The following is a 22,229-nucleotide window of genomic DNA, read 5'->3' as shown; positions in this document are numbered from 1 at the left end:
CCGGGCTACGGTGTCACGACCACCTTGGTGCCGAGCCGCGCGAAGCGCCACATCGCCTTCGCGTCCGGCTCGGCCTGGCGGATGCACCCGTGCGAGAGGGGTGTGCCGAGCTGGGCGCGGGTCTGCACGCGCTTGCCCTTGTCGACCGGGATGTTGTGGAACCCGATCGCGGCCCTGGGGCCGTTGGTGAAGCGTACGAACCACTGCATCGTGCCCGAGTCGTCGATCCCCTTCGCGTGCTTGGAGCGGGAGAAGACTCTGTAGGTGCCGGGCTCGAGGTTGTCGTAGACGCTGCCCGAGACCGGATACGTACGCCGCGTCTTGCCGGCAGCAGACACGATCCAGACCCGCTGGCGGCTGATCGAGAAGACCGCCCGGCGACCGGTGCCGGAGTCGGCGGGGAGCGCCTTCTCCTCGGCCTCCGTCCGAGCGTCGACGTGGCGGTTCATTCCTGCTTCACGCTGGGCGTCGTGCGGCCACAGCGGGGTGCGGGCCTCGTCGCCCACGCCCACCTTCTGGCCGCTGTCGGCCACGCTGGTCAGGCCGTCGGCCTCCGGTTCGGCGACGATCTCGATTCCGCCGTACAGACCGGCCGAGGTCAGCAAGGACGCGGCGAAGAGCATCTTGGTGCGCTGGAGAGGCCGGGACACCGTCCGGTGTCGCCCACCGCGGCTCACTTCTCCATCACGTGCCCGAGCCCGCCTGCGAAGTCCACGTCGAACATCATCCAAACTCCCATCACCGCAAGTCAACTGTCACACGACAGACAGAAACCGTGATTCCGCCGCTGAACCGACGGGCCGGCACTCGAGTCCCCTCTCGTCCGGTGGTGGCAGGATTGCCTCATGTCGAACCCCACCTCCCTGATCACCGGCGCGACCGCCGGCATCGGACTCGCCTTCGCGCGGCAGCTCGCCGCCCGCGGTCACCACCTCGTCCTCGTCGCTCGTGACGAGGAGCGCCTGAACGGCGTCGCGAAGGACCTGACGGACGCTCACGGCATCGGCGTCGAGGTGCTCCGCGCCGACCTGACCGACAGCGCCGATCTGGCCCGGGTCGAGGCCCGTCTGGCCGACGCCGAGCACCCGGTCGACCTGCTGGTCAACAATGCCGGCCACGGCCTCAAGCACCGCTTCCTCGACAACACCGCCGACGAGGAGACCGCGATGGCGGAGGTGCTCGTCATCGCCCCGCTGCGCCTGTCCCACGCCGCGCTGGGCGCCCAGGTCGCCCGCGGCCACGGCGGCATCATCAACGTCGGCTCCGTCGCGTCCTATCTGCCTCGCGGCACCTACTCCGCCGCCAAGGCGTGGATCAACTCCTTCACCGAGTGGGCCCATAACGAGTACGCCGGCCGGGGCATCAAGGTCATGGCCCTGCTGCCGGGGTTCACCAAGACCGAGTTCCACGAGCGTCTCGGCTCCGGCTACGACTCGGCCCCCGCCTGGATGTGGCTCGACGTCAACGACCTCGTCCGCGAGGCGCTCGAGGACTACGAGGCCGACAAGACCTTCTCGATCCCGAGCAAGCGCTACAAGGCCCTCGCCACGGCAGCGCGTGTGGTCCCCACCGGCGTCCTCCAGAAGTTCCAGTCCCTGGGCCGCAGGTAGCCGGTAGTCCGAGACGTTCTGGCCCATTACCGCCCGGTAGACGGGCCGAAACGTCTCGGACTATGCAGCCCGCGGTCTCAGGTAGCGCTCGCGCTGCCAGTCCGCCAGCGCACGGCGCATCTCGACGGTGTGGGTAGGGGTCCACCAGCCTGGCGGGTCGATCGTCCATTGTCGGTCGGCCACCGGTGTCCGGTGTGCCCGCGCCCGCGCCTCGTGCGCTCTTCTGATGAAGTCGGCAGGGTCGCGGCGATCGGCGGCCACCATGGTGACGTACTCCAGGCCGACCCGTCGGAAGGCACCCTCACGCCGCAGGTCCTTGGCACGCTGCTTGCCTGCCAGGTGCAGGGCACCGTCGTACTCCGCAACCACCCCTCGCTCCAGATCGAGGATGTCCGGAGTGCCGATGTGACGACCATGGAGGTCGAAGACCGGACGGTTGCTGACCACGCCGGCAATCCCCATCCTCACCGAGAAGGTGAGTCGCAGATCGGTCTCCGATGGCGACCACACGTTCTCGTCTGCCAGTGCGATCGCTCGCCGGAGGTGGTCGATACCCGTCCATCCGCTGAGCGTCTCGGCATAGGCAGCCATCTCTGCCAGCGAGATCAGGTCGCTGGCGGCGACGAGATCGAGCCACCGTACGGCCGACAACGGTGTCGCTGCCCTCCGGACCTCGAAGGCCGTCGACCGATGAGGATCGGTGAGCACCACCCCATCCAAGATCTGACGCGTTCGTGGGAGCAGGCGCTCCTTGCTCACCTCGATCCCGGCCTGCGCGCGTGCCTGCGATCCCGGGGTGAGGATGGTCACCGGCAACTGGCTGCCGTCCGTGTCGCACCCGTCCACCCAGCGCACGCGCTGCCATGCCAGAGCGGCCCAGCCCGTGACCGCACCGTCCGCAGGCAGCACGGCGGCGGCCTCGAGCACCCGCTGCTGCGGCGAGACGGGGACGTCAGCAGGCACGTAGAACCCCCGCGACGAACGCCGCCACGCGCGCCCCCTCGCCTGCTTCGGCGTCGGGCCGCGGACACCCGAAGGATCCGTCCGCACAGGACGCACCAGCCCGGGCCGCCCGAGCACATCGGGTGGCCTGAAGTGAGGCGAGCGGGAGGTCACGTCCCCCATGATCTCCGTGACCACCGACATCTCGCCGACAGCCGGGTAGTCCGAGACGTTCGGGCCCATTACCGGCCGGTAGACGGGCCGAAACGTCTCGGACTACCAGGACTCAGGCGTTGGCGATGAAGGTCTTGACCGCGTCGGCGACCATCTGGACGGCGATCGCGGAGAGGAGGAGACCGGCGATCCTGGTGATGAGCAGGACGCCGGACTCCTTGAGGACCTTGAGGATCGGGACGGAGAAGATCATCCCGAGGAGCAGGGTGAGGTGCACGACGACCAGGCCGAGGCCGAGCCCGAAGCCGGTCGCGACGGAGTCGACCTGCTGGGTGAAGACCATCGTGGCGACGATCGCGCCGGGGCCGGCCAGGAGCGGGGTGCCGAGCGGCACCATGGCCACGTTGGCTCCCGCGGCGGCGACCGGGTCGTCGAAGTTGTCGGTGAGCAGCTCGAGGGCGACCAGCAGCAGGAGCAGGCCGCCGGCGCACTGCAGCGCCTCCAGCGAGATGTGCAGGTAGTGCAGGATCGCCTGTCCGAACAGCGCGAAGATCGTGATCACCAGGAACGAGACGGCGACCGCGAGGACCGCCGCGCGACGCTGTTTGCCAGGCGACTGGCCGGCGGTCAGCGAGAGGAAGACCGGGATCGTGCCGACCGGGTCCATGATCACGAAGAGCGTCACCAGCGAGGAGACGAAGATCTCGGTCAACGTACGACCTCGGGGGTGGCTCGTCCGGAGGCGGCCGAGGCTGCGGCCGCGCGCTCCAGCAGCCGCTCGTACTCGGCGGGTGCGGTGGTGTTCACTCCCAGATGGTGACCCACCTTCCCGGTGCCGTGGTAATCGCTGGATCCGGTCACCACGAGGTCGAGGTTGCGGGCGATCACCCGCAGTTTGTCGCGCACTTCCGGGGTGTGGTCCTGGTGGTCGACCTCCAGCCCGGACAGGCCCGCGTCGACCAGCTCGGACAGCGCCGCCTCGTCGGGCTGCTCGTGCCCGGACCGGCCCCACGGGTGGGCGATCACGGTGACTCCGCCGGCCGCGGCGACAGTACGGATCATCGGCTCGAGCGGGGCCGCGTAGCGATGGACGTGGGCAGGCTTGCCGGCGCCGAGATAGCGGTTGAACGCCTCGTCACGGTTGCGTACGTAGCCCTTGGCGACGAGCGCGTCGGCCAGGTGCGGTCGCCCCGAGGCGGCGGCGTCGCCCGAGACGGCGGCGACGTCCTCGAGGGACACCTCGATGCCGAGACGAGCCAGCCGGTCCAGCATCAGCGGCAGCCGTCCGTCGCGGCCGGCGAGGACGCGGCCGAGCTCCTCGACCAGCGGCGGGTAGGTCCGGTCGGGGAGGTAGGCCAGCAGGTGTACGCCGTGGCCGTGGTGGTCGGCGCTGATCTCCATGCCCCGCACCAGCTCGATCCCGGCCTCGGCGGCAGCGACGGCCGCCTCGTCCCAGCTCGCGGCGGTGTCGTGGTCGGTGATCGCGACGACATCGAGCCCCGCGGCCAACGCCGCCTGGACCAGCTCGGTGGGCGAATCGGTCCCGTCGCTCACTCGCGAGTGAGTGTGGAGGTCGATGCGCACCCGCCCATCCTAGAGGCCTCTGCTCGCGGAGACCTCTACGGCGGCTCTCACCAAGATTCACCGGGCTTGCCGAAGGGCAGCTCGACCATCTGTACGCCCAGGTCGCCGACCTGGCGCAGATGCCAGCCGTCCTGGAGCATCAGCATCGCGGTGGCCGGGCGGAAGATCAGCCACAGCCAGCGCCCGGCGGCCTCGCCGACCATCACCGACCGCTCCCACTCCTCGGCGCCGTTGGTCCACTGGGTGATCGGCCACAGCGGCACCAGCTGCCCGCCGACGCGAACCCTCGTCGTGGGCGGGCCGGTGCAGGCGTCGACGCCCGGGTCCGGCCCATGCGTATGCGCGCACCTGGCGCCCAGCCCGACGCCGGCCTCCTCGGTCACGACGGTCATCTCGACCGGTCCGTCGTCGGGGGTCACGCCGCTCAGGGTGACCAGCGTCGCTGATCCCCTGACCTCGTCGCCGACCACGGCTAGGTCGGCGATCGACCAGCCGGACTCGACCGGCCAGGGAACGTAGGTGGGCACGTCACCGGCCAGCGCGAGGACCTGCACCAGGTCCTCGTAGGAGGCCATGTCCGTATGCCACACCGGCGTCACCACACCGTGCTCGGGGCACGATCTGCTGCCACCGGCGCCGATGCTCGCCACCGGCGTCGCGCAGCGTGGACAGCCAACCGCAAGAGCCACCCCACAACGGTGACCCGTGCCATCCGTCTGGTCAAGCGGTTCGGGCAAGCGTCGGCCGCCAGTTTTTCGGCGGACTCGTCGGTCCGACTAGGTGTTCCACTGCTTGACGACCGGCTGCCCGTGATGTTCGTCCAGCATCGAGACGGTCGCGGTGTCCAGCCGGAAGAGCCGTCCGTCGGTGACCGGGAACCCCAGCCAGACGGCTGCGAGGGCACACAGCGCGTGTCCGTGGGAGAAGACCAGGGTGTCGCCGTCGCGCTCGCGGGCGGCCGACACGACCCGGCCCAGCCGCTCCTGGACGGAGGCCGCTGCCTCTCCCCCGGGCGTCGCTGCGGTCCACAGGCTCCAGCCGGGGTCGGTGCGGTGGATCTCGTCGGTCGTGATGCCCTCGTAGTCGCCGTAGTCCCACTCGACCAGGTCGTCGGTGACGACGGCGTCGGGGAAGCCCGCGAGCTCAGCCGTACGCAGCGCCCGCTGTCGCGGGGAGGTCAGGACCGCGGCGTACTTCTGGTCCTGGAGCCGCGACGCGAGCAGCTTGGCACCCTCCTCCCCCTCAGGCAGGAGGGGAAGGTCGGTGCGGGAGGTGTGCCGGCCGTTGAGGGACCACTCGGTGGTGCCGTGCCTGACGAGGTAGAGCGCCATGCCCCCATCCAACCAGCCATCGGCCCGGCCGACGCCTCACGCCCGAGTGATGAACCGGTTGACCTCGCGGACGACCACGTTGGGGGCGAGGTCGGCGGCCGTCGAGAGCGCCCGGGCCGGCAACCCGACGGTCGTGTGCACCTTCGGCACTCGCCCGCGCAGCCCCTTGCGCGGCTTCGCCATCTCCCAGACCTGGTCGGCGACGTCCTCGACAGTGAGCCGGATGCCCAGGGTCTGGTGGGAGGAGGCGACGTTGCCGTCGAGCAGCGCGGTCTTCACCCACAGCGGCCAGACCGCCTGCACCCGGATCCCCTCCTTGCGCCATTCCAGCTCCAACGCCTCGGTGAGTCCGCGCACGGCGTACTTGGACGCGCTGTAGGAGGCGATCTCCGGCTGTCCGTAGATCGCACTGGCGCTGCAGACGTTGATGACGCCCGAGCCGGGGGTGGCCCGGAGGTAGGGGTAGGCCGTGTGGCAGCCGTTGATCACACCGTTGACGTTGATCTCGATGGTCTGGTGGTGCTGGGCCAGGTCGACGTCGGCCAGACGGCCGGCACGCAGGATGCCGGCGTTGTTGACCAGCAGGTCGAGCCGGCCGCCGGCGGCGGTGGCGAACTCCTCCAGCGCCGCCTTCCAGGAGGCCGGGTCGGTGACGTCTAGCGCGCCGCCGATCGCGTTGTCGCTGCCGAGGATCGCCGCGACGTCCCGGGCGAGCTCGGCGTCGATGTCGTAGACACCGACGAACCAGCCCTCGGCCGCGAACTTCTCGACGATCGCCTTGCCGATCCCCTGGGCGGAGCCGGAGACAAGGAGAGCCTTTTTCACTGCCATGACGTGATCCTTACACAGGAATGAGCGCCCAGTAGTCGAGGTCGAGCAGCACCCCGGGGGCGTACTTGCCGTCATCGCCGCGCAGGGTCATCGACTCGTCGCGACCCTTGGTGGCGACCAGCCGCAGCCGGAGGGCACCGACGCCCGGGGCGTCGGTCTCGGCCTTGTCGAGCACCTCGGACCAGGCGTAGACGGTGTCACCCGCGAAGGCCGGCGACGTGTGCGCGCCGGCGTTGATCGCGGCGATGAGCTGGGCGTTGGCGAGGCCGTTGAACGACAGTGCCCGGGCCAGGGAGATGATGTGGCCGCCGTAGACGAGGTTGCGCCCGTCGGGCCGCGCCTCGACGTTGAAGTGCACCTTCGCGGTGTTCTGCCACAGCCGGGTGGCCTGCTGGTGCTCGGAGGCGGTCAGGGTCACCCCGTCGACGTGGTCGATCTTCTCGCCGACCTCGTAGTCGGCGAGGCGGTGCGGCTCGCCGGCGGCGATGAAGTCGTAGGAGGTGAAGTCCAGGCCCTTCGGCACGATCAGGTTCTTCGCGTCGACCGCCGTCGCCAGCTCCGGGATCACGGTCTCCGGCGCCTCGACGGACTGGTCACGCTTGTGCACCATCACCCAGCGCGCCCAGTCGATGGCTACCTCGCCGCGCTGGTTGGTGGCGGTGGAGCGTACGTAGACGACGCCGGACTTGCCGTTGGAGTTCTGCTTGAGGCCGATGACCTCCGACGTCGTCGAGAGCGTGTCGCCCGGCACCACCGGCTGGTGGAAGCGGCACTCGGCGTAGCCGAGGTTGGCGACCGCGTTCAGCGACACGTCCGGGACCGTCTTGCCGAAGGCGATGTGGAAGCCGATCAGCTCCTCCACCGGGTGCACGCCCAGGCCGACGGAGGCCGCGAAGGCAGCGCTCGACGGCACCGCGAAGCGGGTCGGGTAGAGCGAGCCGTACGCAGCCCGGTCGCCCTCGGTCACCGTGCGCGGGGTCGCGTGCTCGATGACCTGGCCGACCTGAAAGTCCTCGAAGAAGTTGCCGGGGTTCGTCTTGCTCATCTGCGGCCTCTCGTCGGTGAGTCTGGCGATGCGTGGATTACCGGAGGGTAACCTAGCTCAGACGATCCCGTGGAGGCGTTCCGGGATGCGTAGCAGCGGCTGGTTGCGGAGGTTGTCGATGTGGCCCGCACCGACGGCGCGGTGCACGCCGTCCTCCTCGCGCACCAGCCTGGCCGGCAGCACCGAGGTCGGGTCGAACTCCTCGAGGTGCACATCCACCGAGGTGGTTGCCGCGGTCAGCAGGTCGGCGAGGTCGTCGCCCGAGCGCCCCCACGAGCTGCCCTTGCCGCGGCCCACCGACTTGGCGAGCTCGTTGCGGCGATCCGCCTGTCGCCGGAGCAGATCCACGTCGGCGAACTTCATGTGGACCATGAACAGCCCGGGATCCGGCATGTAGGGCGCCTTGATCCCGTGGGAGGCGGACGTCCAGGCGGCCGGCACCCGCTTGACCGACGGCTTGCACATCAACGGCGCGAACTGGGCGTACGCCCGCTGACCGAGGATCGGCTTGCCGCTGATCAGCGGCCCCTCGACGGCGGTGTGGTGGATGACGTTGAGGGCGAACGGGGCGATCACCCGCTCGGGCCGCCTGGCGAGGTAGTCCGGGAGGTCGGCGTACCTCTCCGGGTCGGGGATGAGGAACTCGTCGACGTCGGTGAAGATCACCACGTCGTAGACGCCCAGGAGACCTTGGGCCACCCCGCTGGCCAGGCCCATCCGGCCGGCCTCGAAGTTGCCCTTCCGGAAGCCGGGCAGGTGCTGGACCGTGCACGCCAGGTCGTCGGTGGAACCGTCGGTCGAGCCGTCGTCGAAGACGATCAGGTTCTCGTGACCCGCCTGCCGGCCGTAGTGGTCGACCCAGCGGGCGAGCATCTCGCCCTCGTCGCGGGCGATCGTGAGCACCGCGATCCGCGGCGACGCGACCATGGTGTCGCCCGCCTCTTCGGCGAGTCTGCGCCGACGGCGCAGGCTCCAGCTGCTTGACAAAGAACTCCCCCGATTATGTGTGTTGTGGCCCTACGTGCGGACCAGCTCCTCTCGCCGCACGGACCACTCCACGAGGTCGGCCAGGGCGGAGACGGCGCGCGCCGGAGCCTTGCGGCCCTCCCCCGGGTCGATGGCCTCACCAGGAATGGTCGGATCGGCGAGCTTCTTGTCGAGTTCCGTACGCAGCGCCGCACAGGAAGCGACGGCGGCGTCTCGGACCTGTTTGTCGGTGACCTTGCGCGGGTCGATCCCGCGTACGTCCACAGGGGACAGGTCGTCGAGATCCCCGTGGATGGTCGCGTCCAGACCACGCAGCTCCGCGGCCTGGTCGCGGGTGAAGGACTGCGTCCAGCGCGGCGACTGGAGCCCGATGCGCGGGTCGTCGGTCGTCAGCGCCGGCATCAGGCGCTTGCCGAGGGTGTGCTTGCGCAGGCCCATCGCCGCCGGATAGGCCAGGCCGCGCCGGTCCAGCTCGGCGTTGAGACTCCGCAGCACCTCGACGGTCGCGGCGCCGAGGGAGGTGTTCTTCGGCGGCGGGCTCTTCATCCCCTCGGGGTCGAAGCCCATCGCCGCGCCGAAACGCTCCAGCAGCAGCGTCGCCGGGCTGCCCGGAGGCGGCACCGTGACCAGGTGAAGCGGACCTGCCTGACCCCAGCGCCGGGCGATGGCGACCATGTCCTGCTCGGACCAGAACCGCTTGCCCGGCTTGGAGTGGCGGCGCTCGGGAGAGCCTGGACGGCTCTTGTTGACCGCGGTGAGGAACTCCGCCCAGGTCCAGTCCATGCCGTTCTGGATGAGCTCCTGCCACATCGACGGGATCTGCCGGTTGATGTCGCGCAGCGAGAGCACGATCTCGGGCGTCACGCCCTGGAAGCTCGTCGCCACCCGCTCGACCGTCTCCGGGCCGACGGGCGCGAGCAGCTCGACCGAGATCAGCGCGGTGCCGTCCCACGCGTCGACCTCGGCGACCAGGCGGTCCCAGGCTCCGGTGACCGAGTCACCCTCCGGGTGCGTCCGGCGGCCCTTCACATCGAGGACGGCCTCGATCTGCTGGCGCCAGCGCGCGCCGGGGACCAGGAAACCACGCTCCGCGAGGAGTGCCTTGTTCTTGTACAGGGCACCCTGCAGGTACGTCGTCCCCGACTTCATCGCCCCGACATGGAGCACTACGCGGCGCGCCAACTTCTCGTTACCTCTCGACCAGACCGACCCGACACCCCCGGAGGGGGCATCGTAGCGTCAGGACCCGCCGCCACCCGCCTTGCGGCGGTGCATCTTCGGTGCGCCACCGACGACCTCGGACCCGTGTGCCTTCTCCTTGGCCCCGGCGCTCTCCGCATGTGCGTGGTCGTTGTTGTTCTTCTTCTCCAGCGCCTCGCGCATCTTGGCCTTGAGATCGTCGTTGGTCATCGCTCCCCCTGGTCTCGTGTTCCTCGGTCGTTGCACGGGTAACGACCAACCTACGACAACGACCCTGGCGAAACCATCGGTTTCGCCAGGGTCGGCCGGGATCTCGGCAGGCTCAGCTCTTGTAGTCCTTGAGCAGCGAGCGGCCGATGATCATCTTCTGGATGTCGCTGGTGCCCTCACCGATGAGCATGAACTTGACCTCGCGCATGAGCCGCTCGATCTCGTACTCCTTCGAGTAGCCGTAGCCGCCGTGGATGCGGAAGGAGTCCTCGACGACCTCGTTGGCGTACTCGGAGGCGACCATCTTGGCCATGCCGGCCTCGACGTCCATCCGCTTGCCGGTGTCCTTCAGCCGCGCGGCGCGGACCATCATGTTGTGGGAGACCTCGACCTTGGTGCCCATCTCCGCGAGACGGAACAGGATGGCCTGGTGCTCGGCGATCTTCTTGCCGAAGGTCTGGCGCTGCTGGGAGTAGGCGATGCCGAGCTCGAAGCCACGGATCGCCAGGCCGCAGGCGCGGGCGGCGACGTTGACTCGGCCGACCTCGACACCGTCCATCATCTGGAAGAAGCCCTTGCCGGGCACGCCACCAAGGATCTGGTCGGCCGAGATCTTGTGACCCTCGAAGATCATCTCGGTCGTGTCGATGCCCTTGTAGCCCATCTTGTCGATCTTGCCGGGCACGGTCACGCCCTGGGCGGTCTCGCCGAAGCCCGGGGTCTTCTCCACCAGGAAGGTGGTCATGTTCTTGTAGACGCTCTCGGCGCCCTCGTCGGTCTTGGTCAGCACCGCGACCAGCGTGGAGGAGCCACCGTTGGTCAGCCACATCTTCTGACCGGTGATGCTGTAGGACCCGTCCTCGAGCTTGGTCGCCTTGGTGGAGACCGCGGACACGTCGGAGCCCAGACCCGGCTCGGACATCGAGAACGCGCCACGCACCTCACCGGTGGCCATCTTCGGCAGGTACTTCTGCTTCTGCTCCTCAGTGCCGTGCTGCATCAGCATGTAGGCCACGATGAAGTGGGTGTTGATGACACCCGAGACCGACATCCAGCCGCGCGCGATCTCCTCGACACACAGCGCGTACGTCAGCAGGGACTCACCCAGGCCGCCGTACTCCTCCGGGATCATCAGGCCGAAGATGCCGAGCTCCTTGAGACCCTCCACGATCTCGGTCGGATACTCGTCGGCGTGCTCCAGCTCCTGGGCCACCGGGATGACCTTCTCGTCCACGAACTGACGGACGGTCTTCAGGATCTCTTCCTGAATGTCGGTGAGACCCTCGGTCTCGGCAAGGCGACCCATGCTCAACTCCTAATCTCGGTGGCCTGTCGAGGCCACCACGACGTCACTGGGGCAGGTTACCAATCGGTAACCATCAGTGACAGGTGACACCCGCCACATCGCGATCCTACGACGCTCAGACCTGCCGTCCGACAGCCGAGAAGAACGGCTTGAAGAGCTTGTCGTACGAGGCCTTGGTGACGCTGATGTAGCCCGATCGCTTCCCGGTCCCGGCCGAGGCCGACATCTGGGTGCTGGAGCTGAACGCGAACGCCGGCGTGGCACCGGTCCTGCTGACCAGCAGCACCGTCGCACTGAGACCGGCGCGGTCGTAGCCGCTCGGGCGCCGCACGGCCCAGCTGGCCTTGTGCACGTCCTTGCCGAGGACCCGCTGCAGCGAGCGCATCTGGTCGGTCGTGGTCTGCTCGGCGGTGACGACCTGGACGTCCACCCCGCGGGACTTGGCTCGCTTCAGCGCCCGGAGGACCCTGCCGTGAGTCAGGGCGCGGGTGGCCAGGTGGACGACGTGACCGCGTCCGGCACTGTTGATCGACTTCAGGACCGTACGCAGCACGCTCTGCTCATCGGCGGCGCTCAGTCCGGGGTCGGTGACCACGACACCCGGCCCGAACCTGGTCCGCGCCGACCCCTCGGTCGAGGTGACCGGCAGCGGCGAGAAGTCGACGCGTACGGCGTTGTGGTCCGACTCGAGGCCGAAGGCGCGCTGGTTGCCGGTGGCGAACCGCGCGATCCCACGGGCCAGCACATAGTCGATGGTCGAGGCCTGGCCGTGCGTGACCGGCGTCTGCTGGGTGACGTCGAAGGTCGGGACCAGATGCTGCGCGTCGAAGATGTCACGGGGGTAGCGCGAGCCGTCGTACTGCACGTTCAGGTCGCCGCCGACCATCACCGGGCCGCGGCGGGCCAGTGCCTCGACGAGCACGTTCAGCGCGCGGGCGGAGGGCCGGACCAGATCGCCGTAGTACTTCGACTTCGGGGCGAAGTGCACCGCGACCACCGAGACGTTCCGGCCGGTCGCGCGGTTCTCGAGGGTGACCCAGTTGGCATACCTGATCCCCCAGTGCAGCCGCTGGTCGGCGGACTTGCCGCGCTTGTTGCTGATCTGGTGGATGCCCTTGGAGGCGGCGGCCCACTTGTCGTTGTCCCAGGCCACCGCCGTCGCCGACCTGTACGGGTCGCCGCCCTTGCGCCACACCCGGTAGCGCCCCGGCTCGAGATCCGCGGTCCGACGGCCGTTCACCTCGTTGTAGGTGATGAAGTCGGGCGCGGTGCCGACGACCTCGCGTACGTCCTTCTTGAACCTGGCCGTGCCCATGCTGGCCTTGATGTTGGCCTGGACCATCCGGTAGCGCGGCGGCGAGTAGGCAACCTTCTCCAGGTCAGCCGGGGCCGGCGCCGTCGAGTCGCGCACGGCGACGAGCCCGCCACCGAAGAGGCCGAGGACCAGTCCCGTGGTGAGCACGGCCTTGACCGCCAGGACCGCGCGAGACGTGACAGGAGAGTGCGTACGCATCTGTTCGGACCCCTTTCGAAGCGGTGGCGACCGCTCACTGGTCACATAGACCACTTGTGTAACACACGCCCCACCCGAATCCCGGTTCCCGCTCCCGCACGGGTTCAGATAGCTCATCTGACTCCCCGTTCTGCGCCACCGCATGAGCGCCGAAGCGAACTGCTGGGCCGCATGTCATAACGTGGGGTCGTGAGCGAGCGTCAGCGAGTGAACCAGAGGTCCATCGCGCCGCCATGCCCGTACTCTGGCGCCTGCGCTACGGGGGTGGCGGCGTGAGCAGCTCGCCCAACCGCGTCTATGCGGCACGCCTGGTCGGCCTTCCGATCTTCGACCCGCTCGGTGAGCAGGTCGGCAAGGTGCGAGATCTCGTGGTCACGGTCAGGTCCGACGCCCGGCAGCCGCGCGTGCTGGGCCTCGTCGTCGAGGTCTTCGGGCGCCGGCGCATCTTCGTGCCGATGACCCGGGTGACCAGCATCGACTCCGGTCAGATCTACACGACCGGCCTGCTCAACATGCGCCGCTTCCAGCAGCGGTCGACCGAGACCCTGGTCATCGGCCAGATGTTCGACCGACAGGTCACGATCCGCACCACCGGTGTGTCCGGGACCGTCTACGACGTCGGTATGGAGCAGGCGCGCAACCGCGACTGGCTGCTGTCCCGGGTCGCCGTGCAGGAGCCCGCCAAGGGCTTGCGCCGCCGCGGCCAGACGCACGTGATCGAGTGGGACGACGTCGAGGGCCTGGCCCGCCGCTCCCCCACCCAGGCCGCGACCCATCTGGTCCAGGCGATCCAGGAGATGCGCCCGGCCGATGCCGCGACGATGATCCACGAGCTGCCTCCCGAGCGTCAGCGGCAGGTCATCGCCGCCCTCGACGACGAGCGTCTCGCCGAGGTGCTCGAGGAGCTGCCCGAGGACGACCAGGTCGCCATCGTGCGCGCTCTGGACTCCGAGCGTGCCGCCGACGTGCTCGAGGAGATGTCGCCCGACGACGCCGCCGACCTCATCGCCGAGCTGCCCGAGGAGACCGCGACCCTGCTGCTCGACCTGATGCAGCCCGAGGACGCGAAGGATGTCCTCCGACTGATGTCCTACGAGGAGGACACCGCCGGCTCGATGATGACCCCCGAGCCGGTCATCGTCGGCCCCGACGCGACCATCGCCGACGCGCTCGCGCTCGTACGCAACCCCGACCTCACCCCGGCCGAGGCGTCCGTCGTCTACGTGTGCCGTCCGCCGTTGGAGACCCCGACCGGCAAGTTCCTCGGCATCGCCCACATCCAGCGGCTGCTGCGCGAGCCACCGTCGACGCTGGTCGCGGGTGCTCTCGACGAGTCGCTGGAGCCGCTGCGCCCCGAGGACAGCACCGAGCAGGTCGCGGCCCACCTGGCGACGTACAACCTGGTCGCCGCGCCTGTCGTCGACGAGAACGGCCACCTCGCCGGCGCCGTCACCGTCGACGACCTGCTCGACCATCTGCTCCCGGAGAACTGGCGCGAGAAGCTCGCCCGCCAGGAGTCGGCCACCGAGCCACGTCCCGACACCCGTCCCGACACCCGCCCGAACAAGGTGATCACCCCCGACATGGTGCGCCGTGGCTGACGCACGCGCCGCCCGCGGACGCCTCGACACCCCGCGGGAGCTGCGCCGTCCCCTGGTCAGGCGTCCCACCTTCCGGGCCGACGCCTTCGGCTCGTTCGCCGAGGCCTTCGCCCGCTACATGGGCACCGCCCGGTTCATCGCCTGGATGACGATGGTCGTGGTCATCTGGGTCGCCTGGAACCTCCTCGTCCCGAAGGAATGGCGCTTCGACGAGTTCCCGTTCATCTTCCTGACCCTGGCGCTGAGCCTGCAGGCCTCCTACGCCGCCCCGCTCATCCTGCTCGCCCAGAACCGCCAGGAGGACCGCGACCGCGCGATCGCCGAACAGGACCGACGCATCGCCTCCCAGTCCAAGGCCGACATGGAGTTCCTCGCCCGCGAGACCGCGGCGCTGCGGATGGCCCTCGGCGAGGTCGCCACCCGCGACTACCTCCGCTCCGAGCTCCGGCTGCTCCTCGAGGAGCTGGATGAACGTGACCGTCATCGTGGTCCGATCGACCAGCCCTCGGTCGATGCGGGAGAGTCCCCACGCACGACGTAGGCTTGCATACCGTGAGTAGCCCGCTTCTCGACCGTGTCAACGCAGCTCTGGCGACCGTGCAGGACCCGGAGATCAAACGTCCCATCACCGAGCTGGGGATGGTCGACTCCGTATCGATCGACGACGCCGGTGTCGTCAGCGTCAAGGTGCTGCTCACCGTCGCCGGCTGCCCGCTCAAGGACACCATCAACCGCGACACCACCGCGGCGCTCGAAAAGGTCGACGGCGTCACCGGCGTCGACCTCGAGCTGGGTGTGATGACCAACGAGCAGCGCACCGAGATGCGCAACGGGCTCACCGGCGGCCAGGCGCAGCGGGAGATCCCCTTCGCCAAGTCGGGCTCGCTGACCAAGGTCTTCGCGATCGCCTCGGGCAAGGGCGGTGTCGGCAAGTCGTCGGTCACGGTCAACCTGGCCGTCGCGCTCGCCCAGCAGGGCCTCAAGGTCGGCATCGTCGACGCCGACATCTACGGCCACTCGGTGCCCGCGATGCTGGGTGTGGCCGACTCCCGTCCGACCCAGGTCGACGACCTGATCATGCCGGTCCCGACCGCCTCGGGCGTCTCGGTGATCTCGATCGGGATGCTCAAGCCGCGTCGCGACCAGGTCGTCGCCTGGCGCGGTCCGATGCTCGACCGGGCGCTGGTCCAGATGCTCTCCGACGTCTACTGGGGCGACCTCGACGCGCTGCTGCTCGACCTGCCCCCGGGCACCGGCGACGTGGCGATCTCGCTGGGTCAGCACCTGCCCAACGCCGAGATCGTCGTGGTCACCACCCCGCAGGAGGCCGCCGCCGAGGTGGCCGAGCGGGCCGGCACGATGGCCGAGATGATGCACCAGCGCGTCGTCGGCGTCGTGGAGAACATGTCCTGGCTCGTGCTGCCCGACGGCTCCAAGATGGAGCTCTTCGGCTCCGGCGGCGGTCAGCGGGTCGCCGACACCCTCTCCCAGCGCTTCGGCTCGAAGGTGCCGCTGCTCGGCCAGGTGCCGCTGGAGCAGACCCTGCGCGAGGCCGGCGACGCCGGCAAGCCGATCGTCGAGTCCGACCCGACGGCCGAGTCGGCCAAGGTGCTGGCCGAGGTGGCGCGTACGATCTCGGGCCGCGGGCGCGGGCTCGCGGGCATGCAGCTGGGCCTCACTCCCACCTCCAAGCTCTGAGCCTGTAGGTTCACCTCCGTGTTCGGCATCGGCTTCGCGGAGCTTGCCGTCATCGTCGTGATCGCCATCCTGGTCTTCGGGCCGGACAAGATCCCCGACATGGCACGGCAGATCGCCCGCCTCCTCCACCAGGTGCGCAACCTGGCCAACAACGCGCGAGACGACCTGCGCGGAGAGCTCGGGCCCGCCTACCAGGATCTCGAGCTGCGTGACCTCGACCCCCGTCGCATCGTCAGCAGGCAGATCCAGGAAGCCCTCGCCGAGATCGAGGAGGAAGAGGCGCGCGCCAAGGCGCCCAGGCCTCTCCTGGCCGGCGAGAAGCCGCCGTACGACGACCAGGCAACCTAAAGCGCTGGCCACTCGAGTCTCCTTTTGTCACAGCAGAACCTTTTCGTTACCCGCCGGTTTAGAGCGACACATAACGGGTAAGAGGGGGTTGCCTGCGTAGAAAGGAGTTTGCGCCCATGAGCGCTCTACCATCTCGGGAACCTGATCCTTCAGCGGAGCCGAATCCGCAACGCCCTGCCGACGTGCCCCTGGCCGATGTCCAGGGCATGCTCTCCTTCGAGCTACAGCCACGCCTGGACCCGCCGCAGCCGGACCGGAGCGGGCAGGACGACGGTCTGCTGGCCGAGCCGATCCCGATCGTCCCCGCCCGCGGTCATCTGAAGGCGTGGATCCCGCAGTTCGCCCAGAAGATCGCCGAGGTCGTCGGCGGCGACCGTCCGGCGAGCCAGCTGGTCCGCTGGACGACCAAGGACGTCGTCGCCGACCTGCGATACCGCGCCGCCCTGACGGCCCGCAGCGGGGCGTACGAGCCCGGCCTGGGGCGCCACCAGCCGGTCCGCCCTCGGGTCTACCGCTGGCGCCTCCACGTCGTCACCGAGACCATCGTCGAAGCGACCGCCACGATCAAGTACGGCCACGGCTACCGCGCGATGGCCCTCCGCTTCGAGCAGAGCGGCGAGAACTGGATCTGCACGGTCCTCAACTTCGGGCCGTACGAGTGACCCTGTGGAGCGCTGTACTTACCACGCGCGTATGGCGCTCCACACCCTCAGACCCGAGTCAGGTCACAGCCGTCCCTGCACCGTTGCACCGCACCTTGCCATCCACCACGGACCAGGATCTTTCCGATGCGGGCGGCCGTACGGCACGGAGTGTCGAACACCTGGTGCCAGCGCAACCGTGCAGTGACGGAGCCGACCCGGGCGAGGTCGTCGAGGTCGCGGTCGGCGTCACGACCCTGGTCCCGCCACGACTCGTGGCCTAGTGCGCCGTCCAGCTCGACCACGAGTCCGTACGCCACGTACTCGACGTCACGGAACTGGTTGCCGTTCGGCGCAGCTCGCTGAACCTGCCGCTTCCCGGTCGGCAGCCCGTGCGGCCGCTCGACCTTGGTTAGGTAGCCGTGCTCGAGAACCGAGTGAGTGCCTGCCTCCAGGTCATCGATCATCGCGGCGATGAGCGAGCGGCGGCGCAGCGATGGATAGCGCGCCAAGGCGCCCCGCAGCGAGTCGGCGGTGACATAGGACCTGCTCGCGACCTGCGCGAACGCCGCGATCGCGTCGATATCCCTGCGCGCCTCGTGGGCCATCAGCAGGGCGTTGTCCTCGAAGTTGAGCCTGGGCGGCGTGCCGCCGTACGTCCGCGGCGCCAGGTCGGCCAGGCGATGGATCACCAAGCCGTCCTGCGGTCGTACGCGACGTGACCTTTGGATGGCGACGTGGATCGGGTCGCCAAGGTCACGGCCCTTCGGCTGCTCGACGCTGGTCAAGCACAGGAAGGCAGGTTCCGCGTAGAGCACCGCCCGCAGCTGCGAGGCAAGCAGCCCAGCGGCATGGACCCGGTTGCGCTCGGTATCCGGATCGTCGACGGCATCACTCACTCAAGCACAGTAAACCGGTGGAGCGCTGTACGCACCTGGTGCGTACAGCGCTCCACCGGTTGGTGCCCGAGAAGGGCGTCAGCCGTTGACGCGGGTGGTCAGGCCGGTCGGGCCGCCGGGACGGCCGTGGCACTGCTTGAACTTCTTGCCCGAGCCGCAGGGGCACTGCTCGTTGCGGCCGACCTTGGCGTACGGGTCGTCAGCGTTGGTGACCGTGTTGCCCAGCGCCTCGGCCTGGCCCTGCTCGTCCGGGCCGGAGAAGGCCAGGTGCTTGGGCGCGGCAGGCTTCTGCAGGCCCGGAGCGACGATGTGGGGCGAGGCGCTCGGGGCCCGGTCGGCGGCCTGCGACTTCAGGGCCGCGGAGATGTCCTGGAGGCCACCAGCCTGCCCGACACCGACCGGCGGCTCGGCGAGCGCACCCTCGTGCATCGGACCGGCGTGACGGGTGCCGTCGGGGTGGTAGTGGAACTCGGCGCTCCCGGCCTCAGGCGCAGCCTGCTCGACCTGGACCTCCAGGTTGAACAGGTAGCCGACCGCGGCCTCCTTGATGCCGTCCATCATCGCGGTGAACATGTCGAAGCCCTCGCGCTGGTATTCCACCAGCGGGTCACGCTGGGAGTAGGCCCGCAGCCCGATGCCCTCGCGCAGGTAGTCCATCTCGTAGAGGTGCTCGCGCCACTTGCGGTCCAGGACCGAGAGCACGACCTGGCGCTCGACCTCGCGCATGCCCTCGGAGCCGATCTCCTCCTCGCGGCGGTCGTACGCCTCCTGAGCATCCTTCTTGAGGATCTCGATGAGCTCCTGGCGGTCGAGGTCGTCCTTGCTACCGCCGGCGTCGGCGATCAGCTTCTTGGGCTCGACCGAGACCGGCCAGATCTGCTTGAGGTCGGTCCAGAGCTGGTCGAGGTCCCATTCCTCGGCGTAGTCCTGGGTCGCTCCGGTGACGACGCCCTCGACGACGTCGTCGATGAAGGTGCGGATCTGCTCCTCGAGGTCGGCGCCCTCGAGGACCTCGCGGCGCTCGGCGTAGATCACCTTGCGCTGGCGGTCCATGACGTCGTCGTACTTGAGGACGTTCTTGCGGGACTCGAAGTTCTGGCCCTCGACCTGGGTCTGCGCGTTGGCGATCGACTTGGTCACCGACTTGGCCTCGATCGGCACGTCGTCGGGGATCTTCAGCGTGGTCAGGATGCGGTCGACCCACTCGCCCTTGAACAGGCGCATCAGGTCGTCCTCCAGCGACAGGTAGAAGCGGGACTCGCCCGGGTCACCCTGACGGCCGGAACGACCACGCAGCTGGTTGTCGATGCGGCGGGACTCGTGGCGCTCGGTGCCGAGGACGTAGAGACCACCCAGCTTGGTGACCTCCTCGTGCTCGGCCTTGACCTGCTCCTTGATCCGCTCGACGGTCGGCGCCCACGCCTGCTCGTACGCCTCGGCGGTCTCGCCGGTGGGCTCCAGGCCCTGCTTACGAAGCTCCTGGTCGGCCAGGAAGTCGACGGACCCACCGAGCATGATGTCGGTGCCTCGGCCGGCCATGTTGGTGGCGACCGTGACGGCGCCCTTGTGGCCGGCCAACGCGACGATCTTGGCCTCGTCGGCGTGGTACTTCGCGTTGAGGACGGTGTGCGGGACGCCGCGCTTCTTGAGGATGTTGCCGAGATACTCGGACTTCTCCACCGAGACCGTGCCGACCAGCACCGGCTGGCCCTTCTTGTGACGCTCGACCAGGTCGTCGGCGACGGCCTCGTACTTCGCCACCTCGGTCCGGTAGACGAGATCGGGCTGGTCCTTGCGGATCATCGGCTTGTTGGTCGGGATCGGGACCACACCGAGCTTGTAGATCTTGTCGAACTCCGACTCCTCGGTCATCGCCGTACCGGTCATGCCGGAGAGCTTCTCGTAGAGGCGGAAGTAGTTCTGCAGGGTGATGCTCGCGAGGGTCTGGTATTCCTCGCGGACCTTCACCCCCTCCTTGGCCTCGATCGCCTGGTGCAGACCGTCGTTGTAGCGACGGCCGGCGAGCATGCGGCCGGTGTGCTCGTCGACGATCAGGACCTCGTCGTTGGCGACGACGTACTCCTTGTCGCGGCGGAAGAGCTCCTTGGCCTTGATCGAGTTGTTCATGAACGAGATCAGCGGGGTGTTGACCGCCTCGTAGAGGTTCTCGATGCCGAGGTGGTCCTCGACCCGGGTGATGCCCCGCTCGAGAACGGCGATGGTGCGCTTCTTCTCGTCGACCTCGTAGTCGACGTCCCTGGTCAGGTTCTTGGCGATCGTGGCGAACTCGTCGTACCACTTCACATCGTCCTCGGTCGGACCCGAGATGATCAGCGGGGTCCGGGCCTCGTCGATGAGGATCGAGTCGACCTCGTCGACGATCGCGAAGAAGTGGCCGCGCTGGACCAGGTCCCCCATGGAGGAGGCCATGTTGTCGCGCAGGTAGTCGAAGCCGAGCTCGTTGTTGGTGCCGTAGGTGATGTCGCAGTTGTAGGCCGCGCGGCGCTGCGCCGGGGTCATCTGCGGCAGGATCACACCGACGCTGAGGCCGAGGAAGCCGTAGATGCGGCCCATCACCTCGGACTGGTACTTGGCCAGGTAGTCGTTGACCGTGACGACGTGGACGCCCTTGCCGGCCAGCGCGTTGAGGTAGGCCGGGAGCACCGCGGTCTGGGTCTTGCCCTCACCGGTCTTCATCTCGGCGATGTTGCCGAGGTGGAGCGCCGCGCCGCCCTGGATCTGGACGTCGTAGTGACGCTGGCCCAGAACGCGCTTGGTGACCTCACGGACGGTGGCGAACGCCTCGGCCATGATGTCGTCGAGGTCCTCGCCGTTCTCCAGGCGTTGCTTGAACTCGTCGGTCATCCCGCGCAGCTCGTCATCGCTCATCGCGACGAACTCGTCCTCGATCGCGTTGACGGCCTTCGAGATGGCCTCGAGCTCGCGAAGGATCTTGCCTTCGCCGAGGCGAAGGATCTTGTCGAGAATTGCCACGGTGGCGGGCTCCTACTAGCGGCAGACAGATAGCACGCTCACTCTACCCACCTGCCGGTCGCCTGCTCACACCAACGGCGCAAGGAGCGGCGCCAGGTCGCCCCTGGGATCGACCTCGATGGCGTCCAGACCCAACCAGCCGGCGAGCCGCTCGAGCTCGGCCGCCAGCTCGACGGCGGTCTCCAGGGGGGCGTTGGGCTCTGCGTACGCGCCCTTGACCTGGAGGGTCCCGCTCTTCCGATCGGCCTTCAGGTCGACCCGGCCGACGATGTGCTCACCGAGGAGGAACGGGAGCACGTAGTAGCCGTGGATCCGCTTCGGCGCCGGCGTGTAGATCTCGATCCGGTAGAAGAAGTCGAAGAGCGCCTCGGTGCGTTCCCGCTCCCAGACCAGCGGGTCGAACGGGCTCAGCAACGCCCGGGCCTCGACGCGCCTCGGGAGGCGGGACCCTACGATGAGGTACGCCTGCTTGCGGATGCCCTCGACCATGACCGGCTCGACCTCGCCCGCCTCGATGAGCGCGCCGAGCGCGCGTGTCGTGTCGTCGACGCGCATCCGGAAGTAGTCGGCGATGTCCTTGGCGGTGCCGACCCCGTGGGACCTGGCGGCGCGGCGTACGAGCTCGAGGTGGGCCTCCTCCTTCGTCGGCGTCGGGGTCTCGAGGTGGACCCGCGGGATGACGCGCTCGGGCAGGTCGTAGGCGACCTCGAACTGGTCGTTGCGGCCTGCGATGGCCAGCTCGCCGAACATGTAGAGGATGTCGAGGGTCTTGCGCGAGTCGGACCAGTTCCAGCCCCAGTGGTCCTTGGTCTGCGGGCCGGCGTCGTCGAGCGCCTTGGCCGCCTCGCGTGCGGTGAGCGCCCCCTGCTCGGCCACCAGCGCGAGCACCTTCTCCTTCATCCCGTCCGGCACGCTCCCCCACCACTTGGAGCCCTTCTGGGCGCGGTAGTGGTCCATCCGCCACTGCATGTGCGGCCACAGCTCGACCGGCATGAACGCCTGCACGTGCGCCCAGTACTCGACCATCCGCCGGTCCTTCCGCCCCTTGCTGGCGCGGTGCAGCAGCCCGGTGTCGTACGCCCCCATCCGGCTGTAGAGCGGCATGTAGTGCGCGCGTTGCAGGACATTGACCGAGTCGACCTGGAGGACTCCGGTGCGCTCGAGAGTGCGCTGGAACGTACGCATCGTCGGCGTGGTGTGGGGCTTGTCGGCGAACCCCTGCGCCGCCAGCGCGATCCGGCGGGCCTGGGAGCGGCTGAGTGTCTGAGAGCGAGGCACGAGTCCGACTCTAGAGCCGGTTCCGGACGTTATCCGA

At 68.7% G+C, this 22,229-nt stretch carries 22 protein-coding genes; 6 read left to right on the top strand and 16 right to left on the bottom strand.

Annotated features, from left to right (window positions below; genetic code table 11):
• Positions 1-5 precede the first annotated feature (5 nt).
• Positions 6-650: a L,D-transpeptidase gene (locus ACIA03_RS18425; protein WP_396985088.1), complete on the bottom strand. Its 645-nt coding sequence runs from the start codon at positions 648-650 to the stop codon at positions 6-8.
• A 195-nt stretch (positions 651-845) separates the two neighbouring features.
• Between ACIA03_RS18425 and ACIA03_RS18420 the strand changes: the two genes are divergently transcribed.
• Positions 846-1,610: an SDR family NAD(P)-dependent oxidoreductase gene (locus ACIA03_RS18420; RefSeq protein WP_396985086.1), complete on the top strand. Its 765-nt coding sequence runs from the start codon at positions 846-848 to the stop codon at positions 1,608-1,610.
• Positions 1,611-1,670: 60 nt separating this feature from the next.
• Here ACIA03_RS18420 and ACIA03_RS18415 read toward each other — a convergent pair whose 3' ends face one another.
• The 12 genes from ACIA03_RS18415 to ACIA03_RS18360 form a co-directional block, all read right to left on the bottom strand.
• The gene (locus tag ACIA03_RS18415) at positions 1,671-2,573 is read right to left on the bottom strand and encodes a hypothetical protein (protein WP_396985084.1); all 903 of its coding nucleotides are present in this window, start codon (positions 2,571-2,573) and stop codon (positions 1,671-1,673) included.
• Between the two features lie 265 nt (positions 2,574-2,838).
• Positions 2,839-3,438 carry a MarC family protein gene (locus ACIA03_RS18410; protein ID WP_141795295.1) on the bottom strand — a complete coding sequence of 200 codons (600 nt, stop codon included), beginning with the start codon at positions 3,436-3,438 and terminating at the stop codon, positions 2,839-2,841.
• The gene (locus ACIA03_RS18405; protein ID WP_396985081.1) at positions 3,435-4,310 is read right to left on the bottom strand and encodes a PHP domain-containing protein; all 876 of its coding nucleotides are present in this window, start codon (positions 4,308-4,310) and stop codon (positions 3,435-3,437) included. Before ACIA03_RS18405 ends, ACIA03_RS18410 begins: the two co-directional genes overlap by 4 nt.
• Before the next feature lie 47 nt (positions 4,311-4,357).
• A complete protein-coding gene (locus tag ACIA03_RS18400; protein WP_396985079.1) occupies positions 4,358-4,999 on the bottom strand; it encodes a DUF6758 family protein in 642 nt (213 codons plus the stop codon).
• An 87-nt stretch (positions 5,000-5,086) separates the two neighbouring features.
• Positions 5,087-5,641, bottom strand: coding sequence for a histidine phosphatase family protein (locus ACIA03_RS18395; protein ID WP_396985076.1), 555 nt, complete (start codon positions 5,639-5,641; stop codon positions 5,087-5,089).
• A 36-nt stretch (positions 5,642-5,677) separates the two neighbouring features.
• Complete coding sequence (locus ACIA03_RS18390; protein ID WP_396985074.1) at positions 5,678-6,472, bottom strand: SDR family oxidoreductase; 795 nt, start codon at positions 6,470-6,472, stop codon at positions 5,678-5,680.
• Between the two features lie 10 nt (positions 6,473-6,482).
• Positions 6,483-7,517: a MaoC family dehydratase gene (locus ACIA03_RS18385; protein WP_396985072.1), complete on the bottom strand. Its 1,035-nt coding sequence runs from the start codon at positions 7,515-7,517 to the stop codon at positions 6,483-6,485.
• A gap of 57 nt (positions 7,518-7,574) precedes the next feature.
• The gene (locus ACIA03_RS18380; RefSeq protein WP_396985070.1) at positions 7,575-8,444 is read right to left on the bottom strand and encodes a glycosyltransferase family 2 protein; all 870 of its coding nucleotides are present in this window, start codon (positions 8,442-8,444) and stop codon (positions 7,575-7,577) included.
• A 90-nt stretch (positions 8,445-8,534) separates the two neighbouring features.
• Positions 8,535-9,686, bottom strand: coding sequence for a hypothetical protein (locus ACIA03_RS18375; RefSeq protein ID WP_396985068.1), 1,152 nt, complete (start codon positions 9,684-9,686; stop codon positions 8,535-8,537).
• A gap of 57 nt (positions 9,687-9,743) precedes the next feature.
• Positions 9,744-9,914 carry a DUF5302 domain-containing protein gene (locus ACIA03_RS18370; RefSeq protein WP_160146661.1) on the bottom strand — a complete coding sequence of 57 codons (171 nt, stop codon included), beginning with the start codon at positions 9,912-9,914 and terminating at the stop codon, positions 9,744-9,746.
• A gap of 112 nt (positions 9,915-10,026) precedes the next feature.
• Complete coding sequence (locus ACIA03_RS18365; protein WP_141795287.1) at positions 10,027-11,220, bottom strand: acyl-CoA dehydrogenase family protein; 1,194 nt, start codon at positions 11,218-11,220, stop codon at positions 10,027-10,029.
• Positions 11,221-11,335: 115 nt separating this feature from the next.
• Positions 11,336-12,733, bottom strand: a complete 1,398-nt coding sequence (locus ACIA03_RS18360) for an endonuclease/exonuclease/phosphatase family protein (RefSeq protein WP_396985065.1) — start codon at positions 12,731-12,733, stop codon at positions 11,336-11,338.
• Positions 12,734-12,966: 233 nt separating this feature from the next.
• Between ACIA03_RS18360 and ACIA03_RS18355 the strand changes: the two genes are divergently transcribed.
• The 5 genes from ACIA03_RS18355 to ACIA03_RS18335 all read left to right on the top strand — a co-directional run bounded on the left by ACIA03_RS18355 (position 12,967) and on the right by ACIA03_RS18335 (position 17,042).
• Positions 12,967-14,334 carry a magnesium transporter MgtE N-terminal domain-containing protein gene (locus ACIA03_RS18355; RefSeq protein WP_396985063.1) on the top strand — a complete coding sequence of 456 codons (1,368 nt, stop codon included), beginning with the start codon at positions 12,967-12,969 and terminating at the stop codon, positions 14,332-14,334.
• On the top strand, positions 14,327-14,875 hold the full coding sequence (locus ACIA03_RS18350; RefSeq protein ID WP_396985061.1) for a DUF1003 domain-containing protein: 549 nt from the start codon (positions 14,327-14,329) through the stop codon (positions 14,873-14,875). Before ACIA03_RS18355 ends, ACIA03_RS18350 begins: the two co-directional genes overlap by 8 nt.
• 11 nt (positions 14,876-14,886) lie before the next feature.
• The gene (locus ACIA03_RS18345) at positions 14,887-16,032 is read left to right on the top strand and encodes an Mrp/NBP35 family ATP-binding protein (RefSeq protein ID WP_396985059.1); all 1,146 of its coding nucleotides are present in this window, start codon (positions 14,887-14,889) and stop codon (positions 16,030-16,032) included.
• An 18-nt stretch (positions 16,033-16,050) separates the two neighbouring features.
• Positions 16,051-16,380 (top strand): sec-independent translocase, encoded by a 330-nt coding sequence (locus ACIA03_RS18340; protein ID WP_045547966.1) that lies wholly within the window; start codon positions 16,051-16,053, stop codon positions 16,378-16,380.
• Positions 16,381-16,562: 182 nt separating this feature from the next.
• A complete protein-coding gene (locus ACIA03_RS18335) occupies positions 16,563-17,042 on the top strand; it encodes an Rv3235 family protein (RefSeq protein ID WP_396985056.1) in 480 nt (159 codons plus the stop codon).
• Positions 17,043-17,089: 47 nt separating this feature from the next.
• Here ACIA03_RS18335 and ACIA03_RS18330 read toward each other — a convergent pair whose 3' ends face one another.
• The 3 genes from ACIA03_RS18330 to ACIA03_RS18320 form a co-directional block, all read right to left on the bottom strand.
• A complete protein-coding gene (locus ACIA03_RS18330; RefSeq protein ID WP_396985054.1) occupies positions 17,090-17,920 on the bottom strand; it encodes a hypothetical protein in 831 nt (276 codons plus the stop codon).
• Positions 17,921-17,998: 78 nt separating this feature from the next.
• Complete coding sequence (gene secA / locus ACIA03_RS18325; RefSeq protein ID WP_396985052.1) at positions 17,999-20,914, bottom strand: preprotein translocase subunit SecA; 2,916 nt, start codon at positions 20,912-20,914, stop codon at positions 17,999-18,001.
• Between the two features lie 66 nt (positions 20,915-20,980).
• Complete coding sequence (locus ACIA03_RS18320) at positions 20,981-22,192, bottom strand: winged helix-turn-helix domain-containing protein (RefSeq protein ID WP_396985049.1); 1,212 nt, start codon at positions 22,190-22,192, stop codon at positions 20,981-20,983.
• Between the last annotated feature and the right edge of the window lie 37 nt (positions 22,193-22,229).

The sequence above is a fragment of the Nocardioides sp. NPDC051685 genome (assembly GCF_044453405.1).
In the GTDB taxonomy this organism is placed as follows: Bacteria; Actinomycetota; Actinomycetes; order Propionibacteriales; family Nocardioidaceae; genus Nocardioides.
This window is presented reverse-complemented; position numbering and strand designations above follow the sequence as displayed.

What these genes read in the sequence shown, in the direction of transcription:
- ACIA03_RS18360 (WP_396985065.1), bottom strand. Translation starts at nt 12,733, where the DNA reads ATGCGTACGCACTCTCCTGTCACGTCTCGCGCGGTCCTGGCGGTCAAG.
- ACIA03_RS18380 (WP_396985070.1), bottom strand. Translation starts at nt 8,444, where the DNA reads ATGGTCGCGTCGCCGCGGATCGCGGTGCTCACGATCGCCCGCGACGAG.
- ACIA03_RS18355 (WP_396985063.1), top strand. Translation starts at nt 12,967, where the DNA reads ATGCCCGTACTCTGGCGCCTGCGCTACGGGGGTGGCGGCGTGAGCAGC.
- ACIA03_RS18385 (WP_396985072.1), bottom strand. Translation starts at nt 7,517, where the DNA reads ATGAGCAAGACGAACCCCGGCAACTTCTTCGAGGACTTTCAGGTCGGC.
- ACIA03_RS18395 (WP_396985076.1), bottom strand. Translation starts at nt 5,641, where the DNA reads ATGGCGCTCTACCTCGTCAGGCACGGCACCACCGAGTGGTCCCTCAAC.
- ACIA03_RS18370 (WP_160146661.1), bottom strand. Translation starts at nt 9,914, where the DNA reads ATGACCAACGACGATCTCAAGGCCAAGATGCGCGAGGCGCTGGAGAAG.
- ACIA03_RS18365 (WP_141795287.1), bottom strand. Translation starts at nt 11,220, where the DNA reads ATGGGTCGCCTTGCCGAGACCGAGGGTCTCACCGACATTCAGGAAGAG.
- ACIA03_RS18420 (WP_396985086.1), top strand. Translation starts at nt 846, where the DNA reads ATGTCGAACCCCACCTCCCTGATCACCGGCGCGACCGCCGGCATCGGA.
- ACIA03_RS18390 (WP_396985074.1), bottom strand. Translation starts at nt 6,472, where the DNA reads ATGGCAGTGAAAAAGGCTCTCCTTGTCTCCGGCTCCGCCCAGGGGATC.